General features: G+C 40.4%; 19 protein-coding genes and 1 riboswitch. Of the genes, 7 read left to right on the top strand and 12 right to left on the bottom strand.

What is annotated here, in order from left to right:
• The first annotated feature begins 174 nt into the window (after positions 1–174).
• Positions 175–1,845: an RluA family pseudouridine synthase gene (locus tag I6E78_RS10825; protein ID WP_197182468.1), complete on the top strand. Its 1,671-nt coding sequence runs from the start codon at positions 175–177 to the stop codon at positions 1,843–1,845.
• A gap of 62 nt (positions 1,846–1,907) precedes the next feature.
• Here I6E78_RS10825 and I6E78_RS10820 read toward each other — a convergent pair whose 3' ends face one another.
• Positions 1,908–2,531 (bottom strand): LysE family translocator, encoded by a 624-nt coding sequence (locus I6E78_RS10820; protein WP_011327920.1) that lies wholly within the window; start codon positions 2,529–2,531, stop codon positions 1,908–1,910.
• Positions 2,532–2,651: 120 nt separating this feature from the next.
• Positions 2,652–3,587 carry a LysR family transcriptional regulator gene (locus I6E78_RS10815; protein WP_197182467.1) on the bottom strand — a complete coding sequence of 312 codons (936 nt, stop codon included), beginning with the start codon at positions 3,585–3,587 and terminating at the stop codon, positions 2,652–2,654.
• A 168-nt stretch (positions 3,588–3,755) separates the two neighbouring features.
• Here I6E78_RS10815 and I6E78_RS10810 point away from each other — a divergent pair, with 168 nt between their 5' ends.
• The gene (locus tag I6E78_RS10810) at positions 3,756–4,412 is read left to right on the top strand and encodes a nitroreductase family protein (RefSeq protein ID WP_197182466.1); all 657 of its coding nucleotides are present in this window, start codon (positions 3,756–3,758) and stop codon (positions 4,410–4,412) included.
• A gap of 72 nt (positions 4,413–4,484) precedes the next feature.
• Here I6E78_RS10810 and ribB read toward each other — a convergent pair whose 3' ends face one another.
• The 7 genes from ribB to dapB form a co-directional block, all read right to left on the bottom strand.
• Entirely contained in the window at positions 4,485–5,138 is a 654-nt protein-coding gene (gene ribB, locus I6E78_RS10805; RefSeq protein ID WP_058373152.1) for a 3,4-dihydroxy-2-butanone-4-phosphate synthase, read from the bottom strand.
• Between the two features lie 159 nt (positions 5,139–5,297).
• Positions 5,298–5,479, bottom strand: a riboswitch (FMN riboswitch).
• Positions 5,480–5,543: 64 nt separating this feature from the next.
• On the bottom strand, positions 5,544–6,602 hold the full coding sequence (locus tag I6E78_RS10800) for a S66 family peptidase (RefSeq protein WP_197182465.1): 1,059 nt from the start codon (positions 6,600–6,602) through the stop codon (positions 5,544–5,546).
• Positions 6,603–6,810: 208 nt separating this feature from the next.
• Positions 6,811–7,656, bottom strand: coding sequence for a magnesium transporter (locus tag I6E78_RS10795; RefSeq protein ID WP_197182464.1), 846 nt, complete (start codon positions 7,654–7,656; stop codon positions 6,811–6,813).
• A 520-nt stretch (positions 7,657–8,176) separates the two neighbouring features.
• Entirely contained in the window at positions 8,177–8,653 is a 477-nt protein-coding gene (greA, locus tag I6E78_RS10790; RefSeq protein ID WP_058373149.1) for a transcription elongation factor GreA, read from the bottom strand.
• Positions 8,654–8,706: 53 nt separating this feature from the next.
• Positions 8,707–11,925 (bottom strand): carbamoyl-phosphate synthase large subunit, encoded by a 3,219-nt coding sequence (gene carB, locus I6E78_RS10785; protein ID WP_058373148.1) that lies wholly within the window; start codon positions 11,923–11,925, stop codon positions 8,707–8,709.
• Between the two features lie 16 nt (positions 11,926–11,941).
• On the bottom strand, positions 11,942–13,078 hold the full coding sequence (gene carA / locus I6E78_RS10780) for a glutamine-hydrolyzing carbamoyl-phosphate synthase small subunit (RefSeq protein WP_041454397.1): 1,137 nt from the start codon (positions 13,076–13,078) through the stop codon (positions 11,942–11,944).
• 359 nt (positions 13,079–13,437) lie between these two features.
• Positions 13,438–14,241: a 4-hydroxy-tetrahydrodipicolinate reductase gene (gene dapB / locus I6E78_RS10775; protein ID WP_197182463.1), complete on the bottom strand. Its 804-nt coding sequence runs from the start codon at positions 14,239–14,241 to the stop codon at positions 13,438–13,440.
• Positions 14,242–14,549: 308 nt separating this feature from the next.
• Between dapB and I6E78_RS10770 the strand changes: the two genes are divergently transcribed.
• Together I6E78_RS10770 and I6E78_RS10765 are read left to right on the top strand one after the other, a co-directional pair.
• Entirely contained in the window at positions 14,550–15,863 is a 1,314-nt protein-coding gene (locus I6E78_RS10770) for a Na+/H+ antiporter NhaC family protein (RefSeq protein ID WP_058373145.1), read from the top strand.
• 117 nt (positions 15,864–15,980) lie between these two features.
• On the top strand, positions 15,981–16,769 hold the full coding sequence (locus I6E78_RS10765; protein WP_058373144.1) for a hypothetical protein: 789 nt from the start codon (positions 15,981–15,983) through the stop codon (positions 16,767–16,769).
• A 93-nt stretch (positions 16,770–16,862) separates the two neighbouring features.
• Here I6E78_RS10765 and I6E78_RS10760 read toward each other — a convergent pair whose 3' ends face one another.
• Positions 16,863–17,660 (bottom strand): M48 family metallopeptidase, encoded by a 798-nt coding sequence (locus tag I6E78_RS10760; RefSeq protein ID WP_197182462.1) that lies wholly within the window; start codon positions 17,658–17,660, stop codon positions 16,863–16,865.
• 401 nt (positions 17,661–18,061) lie between these two features.
• Between I6E78_RS10760 and I6E78_RS10755 the strand changes: the two genes are divergently transcribed.
• Positions 18,062–19,264 carry a Bcr/CflA family efflux MFS transporter gene (locus tag I6E78_RS10755; RefSeq protein WP_058373142.1) on the top strand — a complete coding sequence of 401 codons (1,203 nt, stop codon included), beginning with the start codon at positions 18,062–18,064 and terminating at the stop codon, positions 19,262–19,264.
• A 27-nt stretch (positions 19,265–19,291) separates the two neighbouring features.
• Here the strand turns inward: I6E78_RS10755 and grpE are convergent, their stop codons facing one another.
• Together grpE and I6E78_RS10745 are read right to left on the bottom strand one after the other, a co-directional pair.
• Entirely contained in the window at positions 19,292–19,909 is a 618-nt protein-coding gene (grpE, locus tag I6E78_RS10750; protein WP_197182461.1) for a nucleotide exchange factor GrpE, read from the bottom strand.
• A 57-nt stretch (positions 19,910–19,966) separates the two neighbouring features.
• Positions 19,967–20,932: an HrcA family transcriptional regulator gene (locus tag I6E78_RS10745; protein ID WP_058373140.1), complete on the bottom strand. Its 966-nt coding sequence runs from the start codon at positions 20,930–20,932 to the stop codon at positions 19,967–19,969.
• Between the two features lie 167 nt (positions 20,933–21,099).
• On the opposite strand from I6E78_RS10745, the gene nadK reads away from it, so the two are divergent.
• Positions 21,100–21,984 carry an NAD(+) kinase gene (nadK, locus tag I6E78_RS10740; RefSeq protein WP_058373139.1) on the top strand — a complete coding sequence of 295 codons (885 nt, stop codon included), beginning with the start codon at positions 21,100–21,102 and terminating at the stop codon, positions 21,982–21,984.
• 77 nt (positions 21,985–22,061) lie between these two features.
• Complete coding sequence (locus I6E78_RS10735; protein ID WP_197182460.1) at positions 22,062–22,619, top strand: hypothetical protein; 558 nt, start codon at positions 22,062–22,064, stop codon at positions 22,617–22,619.
• The last annotated feature ends 69 nt before the right edge of the window (positions 22,620–22,688 follow it).

Below are 22,688 nucleotides of genomic sequence, written 5' to 3'. Positions count from 1 at the left end.
GCCCAACCCAACCTACAAAGCTCGGTATTTAATACCGAGCTTTTTTAATCGCAACGCCACAACTTACCTGAAATATGGATAACACAGGTTACACAACACACTTAGTGACATAGCAACGACTATGTTATTATATTGGCTAATTATCTCGTTAAAAATTTCATTATTATATTACCCATGCCAAATATTGCTTCTTGCTTTACGCTATTTTCAGCGCCTGTAAATCACATTGCGCTACCAGACAAATTTACTTTTCCTTTTTACTATGAGCCTAAAGCAATTGCTGTAGCAGCAACCGAGCAGTTGCAACAACAGCTCGAAACACAGTTAGAATACTTGGCAAATCCAGCTAATAATGAAGAGTCGGGTAAAATGTTTGGTGTACTAGTGGTGCAAAATAATCAGCAACAGCTTGGTTATTTAGCCGCTTACTCGGGGCAACTTGAGGGCGTAAGCAGTAAAATTAACTTTGTACCTGCCGTAGCCGATATGCAGCTACACGATGCTGAGTATTTAGCACAAAGCAGCATTATTAATAATATTAACGCCCAAATTGAGCAGCTTGAAAATAGTGAACAATTTAGCACCCTTAATAACGTATTTAACCAAGCCAATGCCACTTATCAGCAGCAGTTAGAAGCGCAGCAAGCGTTAATGCAAGTTAGCCGCCGAATGCGTAAACAGCAACGTACTGATGCAAGTACTCAGTTATCCCCAACTGACTTTGAGCAGCTAAAAATTCAATTAGCTGGGCAAAGTATTGTCGAAAAAAAGCAACTACAAGCACTAAAGCAGCAATGGCAAAGTAAACTCGACACCCTGCAGCAAGCTCTAAATAATATTACTGATGAAATTGCACACTTAAAAAAGCGCCGTAAAACACTTTCTAAAAACTTACAAAAAAAGCTGTTTGCGCAATACCAATTTTTAAGTGCCGATAACGAAACCAAAGATCTAAACGCTATTTTTGCCCCTTTGCCTGAGCATACGCCACCAGCAGGCGCAGGAGATTGCGCCGCGCCTAAGTTATTGCAATATGCGTATCAACATAATTTAAAACCTTTAGCATTAGCAGAATTTTGGTGGGGCGCTGCGCCTAAATCAGCTATTAGGCATCATAAACATTACTACCCGTCTTGTTATAGTAAATGCCAACCTATTTTAGGGCATATGCTCAAAGGCTTACATGTAGAAGAAAACCCATTATTGATCAACCCTGCTATTGGTAAAGATTTAACTATTATTTACCAAGATCACGACATATTAGTGATCAATAAACCGGCTGAGTTTTTGTCCGTTCCTGGGGTTAATATTGAAGACTCGGTTTATTTGCGCATTAAAACACAATTTCCACACGCTACCGGCCCGCTCATTGTGCATCGCTTAGATATGTCGACGTCAGGGTTATTAATTATTGCACTCAATAAAAGAGCCCATAAGGCCCTGCAAAAACAGTTTATAGAGCGTACCATCGAAAAACGTTACGTTGCTTTAGTTGCCGGAAATGTAGTTGAAAACAGCGGCACAATTGACTTACCTTTGCGCTTAGATTTTGATGATAAACCACGTCAGTTAGTGTGTTATCAATACGGTAAAGCATCCCTTACTACTTGGCAGGTATTAGAGCGAAAAGATAATATTACCCGCTTGCACCTTTACCCTAAAACGGGGCGTACGCACCAACTAAGAGTACATTGCGCGCATAAGTTAGGCTTAAATATGCCCATAGTTGGCGATGATCACTACGGTGAAAAAGCCAATAGATTACATTTACATGCCGAGTACTTATCGTTTTGCCACCCGATTAATCATCAGCCGTTAGAGTTTACAGTTGCGCCCGACTTTTAATAATAAGCGAGCCTAGGGCTGTTGACTTTTTATTGTTAAAATTTGCTCTCAAGGTGTTTTGTTTAAACGCCTTGGGAGAATACCTGCAGCGTAATTTCTTTCACCACAGGTGCTACCGATAAAACCAGTAACGCCGACATAGTATAATTAAAGTAGCGTCTATAACGTTCAGACTTTAATACTTGCTTTAATAATGTACCAAAAAATAACCACACTCCCGCACACGGAAAAGCAACCAACAAAAACGTCAGTGCTAATGTAAAACTTTGCCCGTAATAACCTGCGCCAACGGTTGTAAACGCCGCAATAGCGCCGGTGGCTACAACCCATGCTTTACCATTTACCCACTGAAATAATGCTCCTTTTATAAAAGTAAGCGGTTTGGTTTGACTATTTGTTGAGTTAACACTGCCAGATTTAGCAATAAGCCATGCTAAATACAGCAAGTACAGTGTTCCTAAGCACTTAATAATTAAATGCAAATTAGGGAACAACGCAAATAATTGCCCAAAGCCTAAGCCAATGAGTAGTATCATTAAGGCAAAGCCAATACAGATCCCCGTAAGTAAAGGTAGGCTTTTTCGCACGCCAAAGTTTACCCCTGAGGTCATAAGCATGATGTTATTTGGCCCAGGAGTGACCGAAGCTGACACAGCAAAAAATACGGTTGCAACTAAATAATCCATAAGCACACCTTATTAAAAGTCCTTTATTTAAATTTAACTGCCCGACTTAATATTTACCACCTTAAGCTAAAGCCTTATATTTATACCCTACACTTAAAATTATCAAGCGTAAATAAGTGGCTAGTCCAATACACTTTTATCAATAATACCTTTGGCAATTAACTGTTTTAAAATTGTGCGGCATTTTTCGCGGCACACATCGCGCAGTAAACGAACTGCTGGAGTAATCGACTGCCTGCTTGGGCAAATAAGCCATAACTCACCGCTAACATGTTGATAGTTTGGCATTACCGTAACTACCCTATCGGCCAGTAAATCGTCTGCTATATCGAGCGCTGACTTAACCGCCAGCCCTTTACCTGCAACGCACCAACGCCTAACTAAGTCGCCATCGTTAGAGGCACGCCTACCTTGCATTTTAACTTTAAACTTACTTTGCCCGTCGGTAAATTCCCAGTTGTTATTTATAATGTCTTGTAGTTGATAAAACATACCTTGATGACGACTCAATTCGTCTGGGTGATTGGGGTTGCCATGTGCTATTAAGTATTCTTTAGTGGCGCAAAGGAGCCGTGGAACGTTACAAATTTTAAAACCATACATATTGGTATCGCTAGGAGATCCATAACGTAGCGCTATATCTACCGAGTCACGATAAAAATCGACGTTACTGTCGCTTATATGCGTTCTTAAACTGAGTTTTGGGTAATTATCCATGAGCTCATCAATCCAGGGGATCACTAAATTACGCCCAAAATCTGATGACAGTGCAACGCGCAACTCTCCCTCAATTTCATCGTGTTCGCCTTTGAGGTTTTGTTTTGCTTGCTCTAGCACCGCAAGTGCTTGCTCGCACTGAGGAATGTAGCGCTCACCCGCTGCAGAAAGGCGTAAGTGGCGTGTTGTTCTTATAAACAGCTCACTGCCAAGAGCTAACTCTACACGTTTAATAGCAGCACTCGCGGTTGCAGTGCGCATATCGCATTTTGCTGCTGCTAAAGTAATACTTCTAAACTCTGCAACTTTTAAAATAAGCTTAAGATCGTCTATCTGCATATTATCTATTTTTATTTGATAATGTTTCAATTATTATGCTGTTTATTTTTCACAAAGCAAAGCGTATATTAGCTGCCATTCGCACTAAGCACTTATTACGCTAACCAATCGTTAATTTTTATCTGTTAAGTATGATTGTTTAAAAGTTAAATTTACCCGGAGAAAACCATGACTCACCCTATTATTAGCGATTTAGAAAAACGCCACACGGCTAAACATTATGATGCAGCTAAACGTATTAGCGATCACGACATTAACGTAATTTATGAAGCTATGCGTTTATCGCCTTCATCAATTAACTCACAACCGTGGAAGTTTATTGTTATTGAGTCTGATCAGGCTAAACAACGCTTTCATGACAGCTTTGCTAATATGTTTCAGTTTAATCAAAAACACGCTAAAACAGCATCGCATATTGTGCTTTTTGCTCACAAAACTAACTATACCCGTGATGATTACGCACGCGTTATAGACACAGATATTAAAAATGGTCGCACGCAAAGCGAAAACCGTGAACACGCTTTTGGCGCATTTGCGTTTGTAGATATGAATACCGATGAGCAAGGCAATAATGCAACTTGGACTAAAGCGCAAACTTACATTTCACTTGGTAATACCATGCACGCAGCTGCACGTTTAGGCATTGATTCAACCCCAATGGAAGGCGTAGATGCGCAGTTACTTGGCGAAATTTTTTCTAAAGAATTAGATGGTTACGTATGTGATGTTGCATTAGCACTGGGCTATCACGATAGCGCTGAGGACTATAATGCTAAATTACCTAAATCGCGTTTAGACGCTGAGCAAGTAATTCAGGTTTTATAAACGCGTTTATCGCCCGTTTTTAATAATTTAAACCCCTGTTTAATTAAATTAAACAGGGGTTTTTTATTGCAGTTAACTTACTTTTTGTTGTGCAATTTGAATGTACTGCACTAAATCTTCTATCGATACCACTGGCATATTATGCTTATTTGCATAACCGCTCACCTCAGGTAAACGCGCCATTGAGCCATCGGGGTTAGTTAGCTCGCAAATAACGCCAAACGGCTTTAAACCCGCAAGTTGCATTAAATCAACAGATGCTTCGGTATGGCCACGGCGTACCAGTACTCCACCCGTTTTAGCTTTTAAGCCAAATACATGCCCTGGGCGCGATAAATCCGCAGGTTTAGCATTGTCGGCTGTGGCGGCTTTAATAGTTGTAACTCTATCGGCTGCAGAAACACCGGTAGTTACTCCCTCTTTTGCCTCAATGGTTATGGTATAAGCGGTGTTATTTTGACTGGTGTTATGAGTAACCATTTGCGGTAGGTCGAGCTGTTTTATGCGCTCCTCCCCCATGCATAAACACACAATGCCGCTGCCTTCGCGGATCATCTCAGCCATTTGGGCGGTGGTCAAATGCTCGGCTGAAAATACAAAGTCACCTTCGTTTTCACGGTTTTCATCATCAACAACCAATACACCTTGGCCTTGCTGTAGTGCGGTAATGGCATTTTCGACACGCGTTAACGGCTCGCCAAATTGAGTAAGTAGAGACTGAATCATCATTATATTCCTGATTAAAAATAAATAGATTCAGGACACTGAAAGGATCGATAAAATAAACTCTAAAAGCATTAAAGTATAAGTACCAACAATAACTTAAATTAAAAAACGCAAATAGCACACAGCCAAAAGCCGTGCACTATTAACGCTATATTTAAGCCATATTCTCTTTCATCCGGACTGTAACCGTCGGCTCTGGCATCTCACCAGATCTGCTGACCTTTGGCATTATATAAAACAACAAAGCGCTCGCGGGCTTATTTAAACACTATAAATGTAATTTAAAATAGTGAGTTAAACATACCGCCGGTGGGGAATTTCGCCCCGCCCTGAGAATGTACTTAAATAACGTATTATAAAAGCCAACTTATTATACCCCTGTACCCACACGTTATTCAAAGCCAATTAAGAGAGCGACGTATTTAATGACGCTTTTATTACTCTGCCTTCGTTTATATCGGCAATTAATGTGCAAGTAGCACCATTAATTAAATTTAAGTTAGGTGCAATATGGCCTATATCGGCATCTATAATAACCGGAAACATGCAGCCTCCAAGCGCTACATTTAATGCGTGGCGATAGTCAAAATCAGGGTTTTTACCTTGGGTAATTTCACTGCGGCCGATAATTATGCCGTTAATGTCGTCAAATATACCAGCTAGTTTTAACGCCAGTAAAAATCGCGCTACGGTAGTGGGAGTTAATTCTGAGTTTTCTAAGTATAAAATTAGCCCTTCGGGCGCGCTGTGTTTTTTAAATTCATGCAGGTCTAAAAATGGTGAATCGAGTAATAAACCCACGGTATCTAGGCAGCCACCAAATAAACGCCCCGACACTTCAATAGTACGCTGATCAAAGTAATTTAAGCATTGCCATTGAGTCGCCTCGGTATAATTAAATAAGGCTTCTGGGTGCTGTGCATAATCGGGGGCTGCTTTTTGATAATGTGTAGATGGTGCCTGGGTAAACTCACTATTTGCTGCATAACTTAGGGTTTCAAATATTTGTAAGCAATATGGGCTTTTTTCATTTGGGTGCAATTGCATTAAATTGGCACAATGTAGCGTTGCCCATTGGCATTTAGCAGTGAGTGCACAGGCCACCGTGCTCACATCAGAAAATCCCACAAGCCATTTGGGTTTAGCCTGTTTAATAGCATTAAAATCAAGTTGCGGCAGTATTTCCATCGCAAGCTCGCCACCAAAGGGAGGCATAATTGCATCAATACTATCGTCAACTAAAAAGCCCATTAACTGCTCTGCATGGGCTTTGGTAGTTAATTCTGCTGTTGCTTCGCTGCGCCGTAAAAACGCCCCCTCAATCACTTCATAGCCACGCTGTTTTAAACCGTTTATTACAATTTTTAAACGAGCATGATATTTAGCCGCGATCCCTTCTGAAAGCGAACACACCGCAATTTTAGAGCCTACTTTTAAAGGTGCCGGGTAAAGTATATTAGCCATTATTTTTCCTTATTTGAGAGGACGTTAAACCGTATTGCTCCATATCAGCATAGATCAAATTGATGGCAGATGAATAACCTAGAGGAATTTTTAGTTAAAGTAATTGTTTGAGGAGGGAAATGCGCAAGAATATATTCAAACTAGGTTTTGCGCTAATTACTGAGTGTTAAGTGATTAGCGCAAAACATATAAACCTAAAACTTTTGGTTTAACCTATTTCTAAAAAATAGTTAACTACGGTAAAGTAAATCCACATCCCTGATATATCAACAATTGATGCCAATACAGGGCTCACTAATACCGCGGGATCTAACTTAAGTGCCCGCGCTAAAATAGGTAATAACCCCCCTAACGTAGTAGAAATAGTTACCTGAATAAACAATGCCACTGCAATGGCCATCGCAATTATATTTAAATCGAACCCACCTGCAGATTTAACATCGCTAAAAAATAAAATTCGAATAACCATTACGCCCGCCACCGCTAACGCAAGACACACTGCAATTTGGCTTTCTTTAAGAAACACAGCAAACCATTGCCTTTTTTTCAGCTCGCCTGTCGCTAACGCCCGTATTACCAAAGTTGCCGCTTGTGAACCTGTGTTACCGCCCGCAGCCGCAATAACCGGCATGTACACTGCCAACAATACTAACTGGCTTAATGTGTCTTCGTATTGAGTAATAATTAACCCAGATACTATACCTAATAACGCTAACACGACGATCCAACCAATACGCTGTTGTACATGCCCCAGTGCCGAGGTATTTAAATAACTTTGCGCTGTTTCAACTTCTGAATGAATAAAACCCAACTGATGCGCATAATGTCGAGCGAGTTTGTCGTGTCCATCTTTTTCTAAACGACTTATTAAGTCTTGTACATAAGTAATTGAACAGTGTTGTAAAATAGCAACCGCTTCTTCAACATCCATTATTGTTAATAAGTGCACTTGTTTATTATAGCTGTGCGCTAAAAACACTTTTCTAGCCGCCCCTATTTCTGCTTGAGAAAAATGTGGGTTGTTTTCTACATAGTTTTTGCTCATTACCGTCATGGCGAATCTCCCGATTGGCTAATGTCAGGCTAATTGTGTTTTATTTAAATTAATAACATGGCGCTCAAACAGTTAAAAAACTATTTGGCTAACAGTCATTAACTAGGAGTAAAACACATTAGCGTAAGGTAACGACCATCAAATAATGAAACTATATGACTGGTTAAAATACCTGCGCATTAGTAACCATAATCAGCACGTAATAAGGCTAATTTCATTATTTATATCTAGGTGTCTGAGAGAAGAAAAATAGGAAAGAATAAAATTACTCTACCGCTTAGGTAGATTTATAGAAGATAAATACCAATACGGGTTATTTCTCTGCCCTCAATCTAGAGGGATGGTCGGTATCGTTCATAAATATCTCCGAGTAAACTGCTTAATTTGCAGCCTGTATATGGTAACAAAGTAAAATTTTTAAGGCTAATTTATAAGGGCTGTTTTAACACTTTTAAACACTTTAAAACAAAAAAGCCAGTGTACTAATACACTGGCTTTTATTTACGCGTAAAGTGAGTTATTAAATATACTCAACCTCGATGATTTCGTATTCAACGGTGCCTTTAGGGGTTTCAATGTTCACAGCATCATCTGCTTGCTTACCAATTAAACCTCGTGCGATCGGTGAATTAACCGAAATACGATTATTTTTAATACTCGCTTCGTCATCACCAACAATCTGGTATTTAACTTCAACATCAGTTTCAACGTTGACAATAGTAACTGTTGTACCAAAAATAACTTTGCCGGTATTAGGCATTTTAGTTACATCAATTATTTGTACATTTGAAAGCTTAGCTTCAATTTCTTGAATTCGGCCTTCACAAAAACCCTGTTGCTCACGCGCAGCGTGATACTCAGCATTTTCTTTTAAGTCACCATGTTCTCGTGCAACTGCAATATCGCTGACGATTTTAGGACGGGTAACTGTTTTTAATTCGGTAAGTTCTTTGCGCAGTAAATCTGCACCACGAACTGTCATCGGAATTGTTTGCATACTTTTTCTCACTTAATCCCAAGGCCGCAATTTAACGGCCTTGGCACATTTCCTTAGTTCAATCGCAGGTGTAGTTCTTGAACTGACGTCACCTTCCCACGGTCATCTGCTTGGTTTGCTGTACAGTTTGCAAACGCCGCATTTAAGGTCGTAGTATAGTTGGTTTTGTGCTGTAAAGCACCACGACGTAACACCTTCGAATCTTCAATCGCTTGGCGACCTTCTGTGGTATTAACAATATAGCTATACTCGCCACTTTTGATTCTATCAAGAATGTGCGGGCGCCCTTCAAATACTTTATTTACACGGCGAACCGCAATGTCAGCATTTTCAAGTGCAGCAGCTGTGCCACCTGTTGCGTCTATTTCAAAACCAAGGTCTGTCATGATTCTGGCTAGTTCAACAATACGTGGCTTATCGCTATCACGCACGGATAATAGCGCGCGACCACCGCGTGGTAAAGTATTGCTTGCACCTAATTGTGCTTTTGCGAACGCTTCGGCGAAAGTATCACCAACACCCATCACTTCACCGGTTGAACGCATCTCAGGGCCACGGATTGGATCCACACCTTGAAACTTAGCAAATGGTAAAACAACTTCTTTTACGCTGTAATATGGAGGAATAACTTCTTTAGTTATACCTTGGCTTGCCAAAGACTGACCCGCCATACAACGTGCAGCTACTTTTGCAAGCGCAACACCGGTTGCTTTTGATACAAACGGTACAGTACGTGCAGCACGTGGGTTAACTTCAATTAAATACACTAAGCCATCTTTAACAGCAAACTGAGTATTCATTAAACCAACCACACCAAGCTCAAGTGCCATATCAGTAACTTGCTTGCGCATTACATCTTGTACTTCTTGCGATAGCGTATGAGCAGGTAATGAACACGCTGAGTCACCTGAGTGAACACCCGCTTGCTCTATGTGCTCCATGATGCCGCCAATAATTACTTGCTCGCCGTCGCAAATTGCGTCAACGTCAACTTCAATCGCGTTATCTAAAAAGCGGTCTAGTAATACTGGTGCTTCGTTTGAGGCTTGTACTGCTTCGGTCATGTAGCGACGTAAGTCTTGCTCGTCGTATACAATTTCCATAGCGCGACCACCAAGTACATACGATGGACGTACTACTAATGGAAAGCCAATTTCAACTGATTTTAAAATTGCTTCTTCAGTTGACGTTACCGTAGCGTTTTCTGGTTGCAGTAGATTTAAACGCTCAACTAATTGTTGAAAACGTTCGCGATCTTCTGCACGGTCAATTGCATCTGGCGATGTACCAATAACTGGCACGCCATTCGCTTCAAGTTCGCGCGCTAACTTAAGCGGTGTTTGACCACCGTACTGCACAATTACACCCACTGGCTTTTCAACACGTACAATTTCTAGCACGTCTTCAAGGGTAATTGGTTCAAAGTATAAACGATCTGAGGTGTCGTAATCGGTAGATACCGTTTCAGGGTTACAGTTAACCATAATGGTTTCATAACCGTCTTCACGCAGTGCAAGCGAAGCGTGTACACAACAGTAATCAAACTCAATGCCTTGACCAATACGGTTAGGGCCGCCACCAATCACCATGATTTTGTCACGGGTTGTTGGGTTAGCTTCACACTCTTCATCGTAAGTTGAGTACATGTAGGCTGTGTCTGAACTAAACTCTGCAGCACAGGTATCAACACGCTTATATACAGGTAATATGTTTAGTAAATGACGCTTTTTACGAATTTCAGCTTCTGATACGCCAGCAATTTCTGCAATACGTGGGTCAGCAAAGCCTTTACGCTTTAACTTGCGTAGGAAGTCGGCATTTAAACCTGCCATGCCTACGTCGCTAATTTTTGCTTCGTCTTTTAAAATGTCTTCTATTTGTACTAAGAACCAGCGGTTAACTTTTGTCAGCTCGTAAACATCATCAACGCTCATACCATGGCGCATTGCATCGGCAATATACCAAATACGCTCTGCACCTGGCTCGCGTAGTTCACGAATGATAATTTCTTTTGCTTTAGGGTCGTCAAGCGCCACAATTGGGTTAAACCCAGTTGCGCCCACTTCAAGGCCACGTAATGCTTTTTGTAATGACTCTTGTTGGTTACGACCAATCGCCATGACTTCGCCTACTGATTTCATTTGCGTGGTTAAACGGTCGTTCGCACCAGCAAATTTTTCAAAGTTAAAGCGAGGTATTTTTGTAACTACATAGTCAATTGCCGGCTCAAACGACGCTGGTGTTTTACCGCCAGTAATATCATTTTGTAGCTCGTCAAGTGTGTAGCCTACTGCTAATTTTGCTGCAATTTTAGCAATTGGGAAACCCGTTGCTTTTGACGCTAATGCTGATGAGCGTGATACGCGTGGGTTCATCTCAATGATAACCATACGGCCATCTTCAGGATTAATACCAAACTGTACGTTAGAGCCACCGGTTTCAACACCAATTTCACGTAATACCGCCATAGAGGCGTTACGCATAATTTGGTATTCTTTGTCGGTTAATGTTTGCGCTGGTGCAACGGTGATCGAATCACCCGTGTGCACACCCATAGGGTCAAAGTTTTCAATGGTACAAACAATAATACAGTTGTCGTTTTTATCACGTACAACTTCTGTTTCGTATTCTTTCCAACCAATCAGTGATTCATCAATGAGCAATTCGTTCGTTGGCGATAAGTCTAAGCCGCGCTCACAAATTTCTTCAAACTCTTCTAGGTTATACGCTACACCACCACCGGTGCCGCCCATAGTAAAAGAAGGCCTGATAATACACGGTAAGCCAATGCGTGTAATGATGTCTCTTGCTTCATCCATTGAATGAGCAATTTCAGCACGTGGGCATTCTAAACCAATGTTTTTCATTGCTGTATCGAAACGTTCGCGGTTTTCTGCTTTGTCGATTGCATCTGCTGTTGCGCCAATTAGCTCAACGCCGTGCTTAGCCAATACACCGTGCTTGTCTAATTCAAGCGCACAGTTTAATGCTGTTTGCCCACCCATAGTCGGTAGGATTGCATCTGGCTTTTCTTTTTCGATAATTTTTTCTACAACTTCCCAGTGAATTGGCTCGATGTACGTCGCATCGGCCATATCAGGGTCGGTCATAATTGTTGCTGGGTTTGAGTTAACTAATATAACTCGATAGCCTTCTTCTCTCAGTGCTTTACACGCTTGTGCACCAGAGTAGTCAAATTCACAAGCCTGACCAATAACAATTGGGCCTGCGCCTAAGATAAGAATGCTTTTTATGTCGGTACGTTTTGGCATTATTACTCCGGTTAAATTAGTGTTTACGCGCTTGCATCAAATCGATGAAGTGATCAAATAGTGGGGCGGCATCGTGCGGGCCTGGGCTTGCTTCAGGGTGACCTTGGAAGCTAAACGCTGGCTTATCTGTACGATGAATACCTTGCAAAGTACCGTCAAATAACGATGTGTGCGTAGCACGCAGGTTATCAGGTAGCGTAGTTTCATCGGCAGCAAAACCATGGTTTTGTGCGGTGATCATCACTACATCACGTTCTAAATCTTTAACTGGATGGTTGGCACCATGATGGCCAAACTTCATTTTGACTGTTTTAGCACCTGAGGCAAGCGCTAATAATTGATGGCCTAAACAAATACCAAAAATAGGAATTTCGGTTTCTAAAAGGGTTTTAATTGCATCAATGGCATAAGTACACGGTGCTGGATCGCCCGGGCCATTAGATAAAAAGATACCATCTGGGTTTAATGCTAGTACGTCAGCGGCAGAGGTTTGCGCTGGTACTACAGTCAATTTACAACCACGATCTACAAGCATACGCAAAATATTACGCTTAACACCGAAGTCGTAGGCAACAACATGAAACTTTTCATCAGCCGCGTTTAAGGTTTTAAAACCTTCGCCTAATGTCCAGCTTGATTCGCGCCACTCAAACATTTCCTTGGTTGAGACTACTTTTGCTAAATCCATACCTTTTAAGCCTGGGAAGGCTTGCGCGGCTTGAAGCGCTTTGTTTTCGTCTAATTCGTCACCGGCTATAATACACCCGTTTTGAGCGCCTTTATCACGCAAAATACGCGTTAGCTTTCTGGTGTCGATGTCCGCAATACCTAAAATATTACGTTGTTTTAAGTAATCATCTAACGATTGCTCGCTACGAAAATTACTTGCTAGCAGTGGCAAATCACGGATCACTAGGCCTTTGGCCCATATTTGATTCGCTTCTTCGTCTTCGCTATTAGTACCCGTATTACCTATATGTGGGTACGTCAAAGTTACGATTTGTTCCGCGTATGATGGGTCAGTCAAAATTTCTTGATAACCAGTCATAGACGTATTGAATACTACTTCACCTACTGACATGCCGTCAGCGCCGATTGCAGTACCGCGAAACACTGTGCCGTCTTCTAGGACTAACAGAGCGGATTTAGTCAAATTAACCTCCTAACAGTAAAAAACGAGGCTAAGCAAAATGCTTAACGCCCCGCCAATACCCAGGCGATTGTTAAAGCGAGTTTTGTGGATAAAGTTATTTTATAAACAGTGTTAAATGACGCCGATAACGAGCTTTAAACCTTAATCATTTTTTCTTGCCTTTAAACGACTTTATTCCCACTGAACCCTGCTTTTTTCAAGCCACTTGGGTATAATTGGAAACACGCGATTATTAATTTTTGGCAAATTGGCTGCATTTTACATTAAGTTTTCTTTTAGATCTAACGCTATTTAGTAAATTATAATAAATAACTGCTTGTACCTTTATTCAGACCCAAACAGCCGAAAGAACAACTTAACTACTTCAAATCTAGTACATCTTGCATATCATAAAGTCCTGCCGGTTTATTTACTAACCAGCTTGCAGCTCTTATAGCACCTAATGCAAAGGTCATTCTTGAGCTTGCTTTATGGGTTAATTCGAGCCTTTCGCCCATTGTTGCGAAGTATGCGGTGTGTTCACCTACTATGTCGCCGCCTCTGAGCACCGAATAACCAATTTCATTTTGCGACTTAGCCTGCTCAACTTTGCTGCGGTCGTATACGGCAACATCGTCGTGATCCCAGCCTTTTGCATCAGCAATGGCTTCGCCAATGGCCAGCGCAGTGCCCGACGGCGCATCTATTTTATGGCGATGATGCGCTTCAAAAATTTCAATATCCATATCATCGCCAAACTTAGTGGCAGCTGTTTGCACTAAATTAAGTAATACATTTACCCCCACACTGTAATTGCGCGCAAATACGATAGGAATATGGTTTGCAGCCTCGTGTAGTAATGTCATATCGGCTTCGTTAAGCCCTGTAGTACCAATTACCATAGGTACACCTTGCTCAACCGCTGTTTGTAAATGCGTGCGCATGCCGGCTGGCAAAGTAAAGTCAATTAATACATCAACATTCGTTATATTAGCTTCATCGCTAAAGGTTACTGTTTTATCTGCAGCACTGTTTAGTTGATTAACATTAATGCCTAATAACGGTGAACTACTGCGCACATAAGCGGCTGCAAGTTCACTATGCTCTTTTGTACTTGCTGCTTCTAATAAGGCTGAGCCCATTCTGCCGTTGGCACCAAAAACACCGATTCTATTTTTTGTCATTACCTTACCTAATATTTTAATTTGCAGCACCTTGTGGATCGCGCGAAGATACTATTGATCAATCAACGCTATTTACTAGGCTAGATATTACCTAAATAGCATGTAATAGTCAGGTCACACTTTTAATTTAAATAATAATACCAGTTTACTTTAGCCGTCTATACATTTAAACTTCTTTTTCAGCGTCGATTTGGTCTTTGGCTTGCGGGCGCAGTGGTCTCCTAGTTTAAATACAGTGGAGGATTCGCTAAACACAGCTAAAAGAGGAGTTTTGGCTGTGATCTTTTTTCAATAATACGAGGAATATGATGCAGCCATCATTTAACAAAAACAAAGCAATACTTTCTTTGCTTCCCCTACTGACATTTGTAGCGATATTTTTAGGCTCAGGCTTATATTTACAATCGCAAGGGGTTGATTACGCTTTTTATCAATTACCTGCCCCTGTTGCTATTTTACCTGCCATTATTCTGGCTTTTATTTTAAATAAAACCTCAATCAACCAAAGCGTCGAAACCTTTATTAAAGGTGTGGGTAATAACAACATAATTACCATGTGTTTAATTTACTTACTTGCGGGTGCGTTTTCTGCTGTCGCTGGTGCTACAGGTGGTGTTGATGCGGTTGTTAACGCTGGTTTGTCAATTATTCCACCTTCTTTATTGCTCCCTGGATTGTTTTTAATTGCCGCCGTTATTTCTACCGCCATGGGTACTTCAATGGGTACTATTGGTGCTATTGGCCCTATAGCGTATGCAGTATCGGTTAAAACAGGTATAGATCCAGCACTCATGGCCGGTACTATAGTATCGGGCGCGATGTTTGGTGATAACTTATCGATAATTTCAGATACCACTATTGCAGCCACCCGTACTCAGGGCTGTGAAATGAAAGATAAGTTTAAAGAAAACCTTAAAATAGCTATTCCAGCCGCTATTGTCACAATTGCGTTGTTATTATATTTAACACCCGCTGCACAAGTTGTTGAAACCAAAGATTACGACATTTTATTAGTGTTGCCTTATGCCTTTATTTTAGTGCTTGCGGTGATGGGCTTTAACGTATTTGTAGTTTTGCTTAGCGGTATTATTTTTGCTGCCCTTATGGGTTTTACTGGCAGTTACGAAGGCGCCAGCTTTGTAAAAGATATTTATAAAGGCTTTACCGACATGCAAGAAATATTTTTGCTGTCGATGTTTATAGGCGGTCTTTCTGAATTTATTCGCCTTAATGGTGGCCTGGATTACATAGCGCAAAAAATCCAATCAATTACCAAAGTGATTGCTAAGTGGCATCGAAAAGTGGCAGACCAACTTGGTATTGCGGCGTTAGTAATGGCCAGCAATATGTGTATTGCTAATAACACCGTGTCTATTATTGTTACCGGCCCAATTGCCAAAAAACTTGCCGATGATGGTAATATTACAGGTAAACGCTCAGCCAGTTTGCTCGATATATTTGCCTGTGTAACGCAAGGTACACTGCCTTATGGCGCGCAAGCATTACTACTTGGAGCTACATTTAAAATTAGCCCATGGGAAGTATCAACTTCTTCTTACTACTGCTTTATATTGGCTTTTAGTGCGATTGCGGTTATTTGTCTGCGCAGAAATAAAGCATAAATTAATGTTACATGTTGTCGCTTAGTGATTAAGCTACAACATGTAATATAACAATTAACAAACCACCTCCCTTTGCTTATACTAGCGCTCCCGCGTGTCACACTAATTATTATTATTATGAAACTAAAAAAATTACTTCCCGCTTTATGTTTAAGCACTTGCGCTTTATCTACCTCAGCTGTTGCTGCTAACTGGAGCAGCACTGCTCTACACATTAATTATGGCGAGCAAACAAACCCATTTACAGAGCAAGAGTCAGATACCGCTGTGTATTCAATTCAGCACGCATCTGGTTATGATTACGGCGATAACTTTTTCTTTATTGATTACAGTAAAGACGACCTTGAAGATGGCTTTCAAGACCGTGATTTTTATGGCGAATGGTATTCAACCGTTAGCCTATCGGCTATTACCGGCCAGCAGGTTGGTTCGGGCGCGTTAATTGATGTTGGTTTAACCGCCGGTATTAACGTAGCAGGAGACGCCAAGGTAATGAAATACTTACCGGGTGTTAAATTAAGCTGGGATGTACCTGGATTTAACTTTTTTCAGACATTGGTAACTGCCTATATTGATGACAGTGAAGGTGTAGCAAAAGGTGGTGCACCAATAGAGACTAATAGCTGGATGTTTGATGTTGCGTTTGACTACCCATTTATGATTGGCGCGCAAAAATTTAATGTAAAAGGCCATGTTGAATACATTGCTGAGCGTGAAAATGAATTTGGTCAAGATGTGCGTGCGTGGTTTTTAGCGCAGCCTATCATTACCTGGGATTTAGGTCATGCCCTTGAAATGAAAGAAAACACCCTATTACTAGGGATGGAATGGCAATATTGGCATAACAAATTTGGCACTGATGTAACAGAGTCGGTACCACAACTTCATGTTGAGTGGACATTTTAAGCTTTAATCAACAGCTCTTTACTCAGAAAATAATGAATATAATAAAACCCTGTGAGTAGTTACTCACAGGGTTTTATTTGTAGTTAAACTAGATTACAGCTTACATTGTGGGTTTTTACCCTGTGCTCTTGCTGTTTTTTGCTCGCCTAATGCTTGGCTCATTTGTGCTTGTAAGTCTTTAATGCGGCTTGCTGGTGCTGGGTGAGTTGATAAAAACTCAGGCGTTGCGCCACCACCCGCTTTGCTCATGTTTTGCCATAAAGTAACTGACTCTTTTGGATCAAAACCAGCTTGCGCCATTAAATCCAAGCCAATTTCGTCAGCTTCTGATTCGTGCGAACGACTAAACGGCAATACAACACCATATTGTGCGCCCAAGCCCAAGCCCTGCATAATTTCGTTACGATACCCAACATTGCCCATTTCAAGAGCTGCTCCGCCAATTTGCATGCCGGTTTGTAGCATTGAGCTTTGCGATACACGTTCGTTCGAATGCTCTGCAATTACATGCCCTACTTCATGGCCAAGCACTGTAGCTACTTGGTCTTGGTTAGTAGCCACTTTTAGCAGCCCTGTATGCACACCAATGTAACCGCCTGGCAATGCGAACGCATTCGCTGAGTCATCTTCAAATACTACTACTTCCCATTTTTGCGACGCGTATTCTTTTGGTAATACAGCCACTACTTGCTCTGCAATACAATTTACATACGCGTTAGTTTGTGGATTTTTATTAATAGGCTGATTTTTTTTCATCTCAGCAAAACTGGCTGTGCCCATTTCACTCATTTGTTGATCAGAATAAAGCGCAATTTGGGTGCGCCCTGTTGGTGATGTTTTACAGCCAGCCAGCACTGCAGTAGCTAATATAGCTATCACGAGTTTTTTCATTATATTCCCTCAAATCATATTTTTTGTTAGCACTAGAATAGCAAATACCACCGCCGTTTAAAATAATTGCTTTTTAGCAAGTAACAATAAATTTTTGTTGTTTATTTAACCTAAACTCTGGTTAAGAGATTTACTAACGTATTGAATCATAGTTATATTTAATCTTATTTTCTCTAGCCAGAGATTTTCAGTGAAAATAAGGCGAATTTACGCGTCAATAGCTGGCCTATTGCAAGTAAATTCAACGCAGTTAGCGCTGAAAATAGCTGCTTGAGATAGGTTTATTATCCGAAGATCAGGTTATTTGCCCATTAAAATTAACTTAGCAGGCAAACTAAGTTTATCCAATCTGCATGCCCTGTTACACTACACATCCTGTTTAGTAATGATTGAGTTTATAAATGCCTGCCTCGGCTTCGTCTTTTAACACCCGTATTTTATTGCCTTTACTCGCCAGTATTGTGGCAATTACGCCTTTAGCAATTGATATGTATTTACCGGCAATGTTAGTTATTGCGGGTGACTTACAAACCAGTATGCCTAACGTACAAATATCGTTGAGTATTTATTTAGCGGGCTATGCATTAGGGATGTTATTTTTTGGCCCTATTGCCGATCAAATTGGTCGCCGTAAACTGGCTAAAATTGGCTTAACTTTATTTGGTATAACGTCATTAGCTCTTGCCTTTACTACCGATATATATGCATTTTGGGTATTGCGTACCGTGCAGGCATTTACCGGTGCAGCCGCAACCGTGGTAGTACCTGGAATAATTAGGCATATTTACCAAAAAAACACCGCCAAAGGTATGTCTTATGTGTCGATGATTATGATGGTAGCGCCGTTACTTGCACCTTCAATTGGTTCGCTTATTTTAGGGTTTTCTGTTTGGTCTACCATCTTTTTAATTTTAGCGGCCTACAGCTTTATTATTTTAGCCTTTGTGCATGTGTATTTAATCGACATTCCTATTTTTAAAAGTAACCTTAAAGGGCTGCCATTATTTTTTAATAGTTATAAAACAATACTAAGCAACAAAGATGCACGTGCCGATATTTTAAGCTCTATGTTTGTATCGTTTGGATTTTTTTGTTTTTTAACCTCAGTGCCGTTTGTATACTTAGACCTATTTAAAGTATCGGAGCAGTTATTTGGCATTTTGTTTGCATTTAACGTTGTAGCGCTCATGTTGGGGAATTTTTTAAATACTCGTATTGTGCCGCGAATTGGCTCTCGTAAAATGCTCTACTACGGATTAATATTTGGCTTACTTTCGGGCGCTGCGTTACTTACTTTTAGTGTTATGCAGCTGTCGCTTTACTTTATTGTTGGCGCTATTGCACCACTTATGATGAGCTTAGGCATAATAGCCAGTAATGCCGACTCACTTATTTTAATGAAGTTTGAAGCAAATACAGGCACAGCAACCGCGGTTATTGGCACGTTACGTTTTGGTAGTGGTGCTTTGGTCGGCCCGCTATTAGCGATATTACATGCTAAAAGTGCCGTGCCTTTTTCAAGCTTGATGTTTGGCGCTGTAATACTCACTGTTTTAGTGCAATTGGTTCACTATTTAAAAAGCAAAAAAAATGCCTCAAATTGAGGCATTTTTTAAATCATTTATAACAACTTAAGCGTCAGCTGCTTTAGATACCATAACCATAGCTGGGCGTAATAAACGTCCGTTTAAGGTGTAGCCTTTTTGCATTACCGCTAATACTGTATTTGGCGATACATCGTTGCTTGGCTGAATTGACATAGCTTGATGAAATTCTGGATTAAACTGCTCACCCTGTGGATTAACAATTTCAACGCCAAATTTTGCCACAGCATCGTTAAAGCTTTTTACCGTCATGCTAATACCTTCAAGCACAGGCTTTAGCGTTTCGTTTTCTTTATCAGAAAACTCAATTGCGCGCTCTAAGTTATCAATAACCGGAAGTAATTCGTTAGCAAACTTCTCTAGTGCAAATTTATGTGCTTTTTCTACATCTTGCGCGGCACGGCGACGCATGTTTTCAACATCAGCAGCGGCGCGAACTACACCATCTTTTTGATCTGCTATTGTTTGCTTTGCTACTTCAAGCTCTGCATATAACATTGCAATTTCAGCTTCAGGGCTTTGCTCTTGCTCTTGCTCTGCGTGTTCTTCTGCTGCTTGTACTGCGGCTTCAACATCAGCTTCCATTTTTGCTAGGTCTTCGTTTAGTTCTACTTCTTGTTCTGGGTTTTGTCTCTGTTCAGACATAAATATGTGCTCCAATTCTTTACAACTGCGGTAATTATGGGGATTGAATTAAAAGATTCAAGAGTTAGCTGTCTCAATTAATTTAAATTCTTGGATTATTTTTTCGATTGGCGCTGATTTTGGACAAATTACACAAAAACGACTCTGATATTCTTGATTTTGAAAGTACGGCAAGCTAATCACAATCAATTCGTTACAATCTGAAAAAGGGAGGTTTTCAGTATTAAGTACCGACACCCCATTTTTAAATACTAGTTTGTCTTCAACAAAATTTAAAAAAGACACCCCAATGTTTAGGCTTTGCTCGCAATCTATTTGTTTATACAAATAGTTTTCACCAACCACAATACTATTATCAGATCCAAGCTTTTGGCTTAGTTCACGCGTCCACTGGTTAAGTGAATCATGACAGTTACGCGGCGCCGTATTTGCCATTGCCTGCATACGGTACAAACCTTCTATTAAGGTTTGTTGGCTAAATACTGTATTTAACCACGTGGCAAACTGATAACGCACACTATCACTTGCGTCATCGGGCTTATTAATACAAATGTTATGGCTTTGTCCTGCTCTGTCTATTAATAAAATTAACCAATCAGTGGAATCAAAATCGAGCACTTCCACTCTAAATACTTGTTGCGAGCGTACTTGTGGCAAACCAACACAACAACACACCTGATAACGCTGACTTAAACCATGCGCTAATTCAACTAATTGTGTTTGCGCGGGTTGCCAGTAATTAGCTATATCGGCGAGTGCAAAAAATTCCTCAAACCAATAATCAAATCCGTAGTCTGTTGGCACGCGCCCCGCTGATGTGTGGGGTGAATAGAGTAAGCCCACTTTTTCTAAACGTGCCATGGCATTACGTACTGTAGCCGAGCAAACTGCCATACCTTTTAGCTTGGCAATTTTCGTTGATGGCACAGGTAAACCCTCACCATTACAATACGTGCTCATTACAGCCGCAAAAATTTGTTGATCTCGTGGGTTTAGTTTCATGGTTACTGCATCTTGTCTCATGTGCTTTATATCGGGGCAGAGCTTCTTAATTTCAAGTGATTAGCTATACGACACCTAAATTAATGAGCTGCAGGATTAATTCATGGCAGTATTGCTAACGATCTGTATTTTCAAACACTTCTGTTTTAGGTTACTCTACAAATATTAAAACTTGCTGTGTATTTATTATGGATTCTCCTTTTCGCACTATCGGCCTTATTGGTAAACCAAATCATCCAGATGCGGCGGCAACCTTGCAACGCCTGCATACATTTTTACTTGCGCTTGGTTTTGCAGTTATTGTAGAAAAACGTACAGGAAGCCAACTTATTGATATACCCAAAAATAAGTTAGTTAAACTGGTCGACTTAGGTGAACAAGCTGATTTAGCAATTGTAGTAGGTGGCGATGGCAATATGCTTGGCGCAGCGCGTGTATTAGCACGCTTTGATATAGCCGTTATAGGTGTAAACCGAGGCAACCTTGGGTTTTTAACCGATTTAAACCCCGAGGGTTTTGAAGCCAGTTTAGAGCAGGTACTCAGCGGCGAGTATATTGAAGAAAAGCGCTTCTTACTTGAAGTAGAAGTGTATCGTCATAACGAGCTTAAAAGTGCTAATTCTGCTGTAAACGAAGCTGTTTTACATGCCGACAAAGTAGCGCACATGATTGAGTTTGAAGCCTTTATAAATAACGACTTTGTGTTTTCTCAGCGCTCTGATGGACTTATTGTATCTACCCCTACCGGCTCAACTGCTTATTCACTATCGGGGGGCGGCCCTATCCTTACTCCTGAGCTTAACGCAATAGCGCTAGTGCCTATGTTTCCACATACTTTATCGAGCCGTCCGCTGGTAGTTGATGCTGATAACGAAGTGCGCTTAAAACTAAGCCTTGAAAACACCGATAGCTTGCAAGTTAGCTGCGACAGCCATGTGGTGCTCGCCGTTTTACCCGGTGATGAGGTAGTCATTAAAAAAGCCGATAAAAAGCTGCGCCTTATTCATCCTAAAAATTACTCTTATTACAACGTATTACGCCAAAAGCTCAACTGGGGCAGTCGTTTATACTAATTTTATTGCTAAGTATCGTGCTTTAGAGCAAAATATATTTTTTATAAAATAGCTAACCCAATCAGGATTGTGCGGCAATGACTTATATTGTTTTTTTTGCTTTATTATTATTAATTACATTATTAGCTAGTTATTTAATTGTTGAAAATAACCGTAAAAAAGCCATCGAAGCGAAAAAAAAGCTTTTTAATGCTCGAGTATCACAAGTTAATACTCGCTTAAAGCTAAAGCTCAATGAGTTACTTGACGCTAAGCTTATCCGCCCCAAATACCTGCCACGTATACAAGCAATTGTAAGCAATTTTTTTGTGGTGCAAGCTCACACGGATGAAAACCTAAACCAGTTAGAAAGTACTGCCGATTTACTTATTAATGTACTGTCGAACGAATTAATTAAAACTTATCAAAGCAATGTTTCTCAAAATTTAGTCGATAATATCCAGTACTTTGTAGCAGAACTTCCTTCGCAAGGTATTTTATATAACAAGACTTTTTATCAAACTATTTTACCCGCCCTTATTGTTAATATTAAAACAGAAGACATAGAACAACTCTCTGATAATATTAATAATGCTGACGAAATAAGCGAAATTAATAGCCATTCTAAAATTATTCAAGATGAAGAAATTGCGTAAGTCATAAAAATTTAATTTGCAAAAAACCAAAACACTGTATAAATTAACAGTTAATTGACTGGATGGATA

The organism is Pseudoalteromonas sp. NZS127, from assembly GCF_015864805.1.
GTDB lineage: Bacteria > Pseudomonadota > Gammaproteobacteria > Enterobacterales > Alteromonadaceae > Pseudoalteromonas > Pseudoalteromonas nigrifaciens.
Note: the sequence above shows the minus strand (reverse complement) of the source record. Positions and strands in the feature narration are given on the sequence as shown.

What these genes read in the sequence shown, in the direction of transcription:
- I6E78_RS10825 (WP_197182468.1), top strand. Translation starts at nt 175, where the DNA reads ATGCCAAATATTGCTTCTTGCTTTACGCTATTTTCAGCGCCTGTAAAT.
- I6E78_RS10815 (WP_197182467.1), bottom strand. Translation starts at nt 3,587, where the DNA reads ATGCAGATAGACGATCTTAAGCTTATTTTAAAAGTTGCAGAGTTTAGA.
- I6E78_RS10810 (WP_197182466.1), top strand. Translation starts at nt 3,756, where the DNA reads ATGACTCACCCTATTATTAGCGATTTAGAAAAACGCCACACGGCTAAA.
- grpE (WP_197182461.1), bottom strand. Translation starts at nt 19,909, where the DNA reads ATGTCTGAACAGAGACAAAACCCAGAACAAGAAGTAGAACTAAACGAA.
- I6E78_RS10795 (WP_197182464.1), bottom strand. Translation starts at nt 7,656, where the DNA reads ATGACGGTAATGAGCAAAAACTATGTAGAAAACAACCCACATTTTTCT.
- I6E78_RS10735 (WP_197182460.1), top strand. Translation starts at nt 22,062, where the DNA reads ATGACTTATATTGTTTTTTTTGCTTTATTATTATTAATTACATTATTA.
- carB (WP_058373148.1), bottom strand. Translation starts at nt 11,925, where the DNA reads ATGCCAAAACGTACCGACATAAAAAGCATTCTTATCTTAGGCGCAGGC.
- I6E78_RS10745 (WP_058373140.1), bottom strand. Translation starts at nt 20,932, where the DNA reads ATGAGACAAGATGCAGTAACCATGAAACTAAACCCACGAGATCAACAA.
- dapB (WP_197182463.1), bottom strand. Translation starts at nt 14,241, where the DNA reads ATGACAAAAAATAGAATCGGTGTTTTTGGTGCCAACGGCAGAATGGGC.
- I6E78_RS10760 (WP_197182462.1), bottom strand. Translation starts at nt 17,660, where the DNA reads ATGAAAAAACTCGTGATAGCTATATTAGCTACTGCAGTGCTGGCTGGC.
- nadK (WP_058373139.1), top strand. Translation starts at nt 21,100, where the DNA reads ATGGATTCTCCTTTTCGCACTATCGGCCTTATTGGTAAACCAAATCAT.
- ribB (WP_058373152.1), bottom strand. Translation starts at nt 5,138, where the DNA reads ATGATTCAGTCTCTACTTACTCAATTTGGCGAGCCGTTAACGCGTGTC.
- I6E78_RS10770 (WP_058373145.1), top strand. Translation starts at nt 14,550, where the DNA reads ATGCAGCCATCATTTAACAAAAACAAAGCAATACTTTCTTTGCTTCCC.
- greA (WP_058373149.1), bottom strand. Translation starts at nt 8,653, where the DNA reads ATGCAAACAATTCCGATGACAGTTCGTGGTGCAGATTTACTGCGCAAA.
- I6E78_RS10800 (WP_197182465.1), bottom strand. Translation starts at nt 6,602, where the DNA reads ATGGCTAATATACTTTACCCGGCACCTTTAAAAGTAGGCTCTAAAATT.
- I6E78_RS10755 (WP_058373142.1), top strand. Translation starts at nt 18,062, where the DNA reads ATGCCTGCCTCGGCTTCGTCTTTTAACACCCGTATTTTATTGCCTTTA.
- I6E78_RS10820 (WP_011327920.1), bottom strand. Translation starts at nt 2,531, where the DNA reads ATGGATTATTTAGTTGCAACCGTATTTTTTGCTGTGTCAGCTTCGGTC.
- I6E78_RS10765 (WP_058373144.1), top strand. Translation starts at nt 15,981, where the DNA reads ATGAAACTAAAAAAATTACTTCCCGCTTTATGTTTAAGCACTTGCGCT.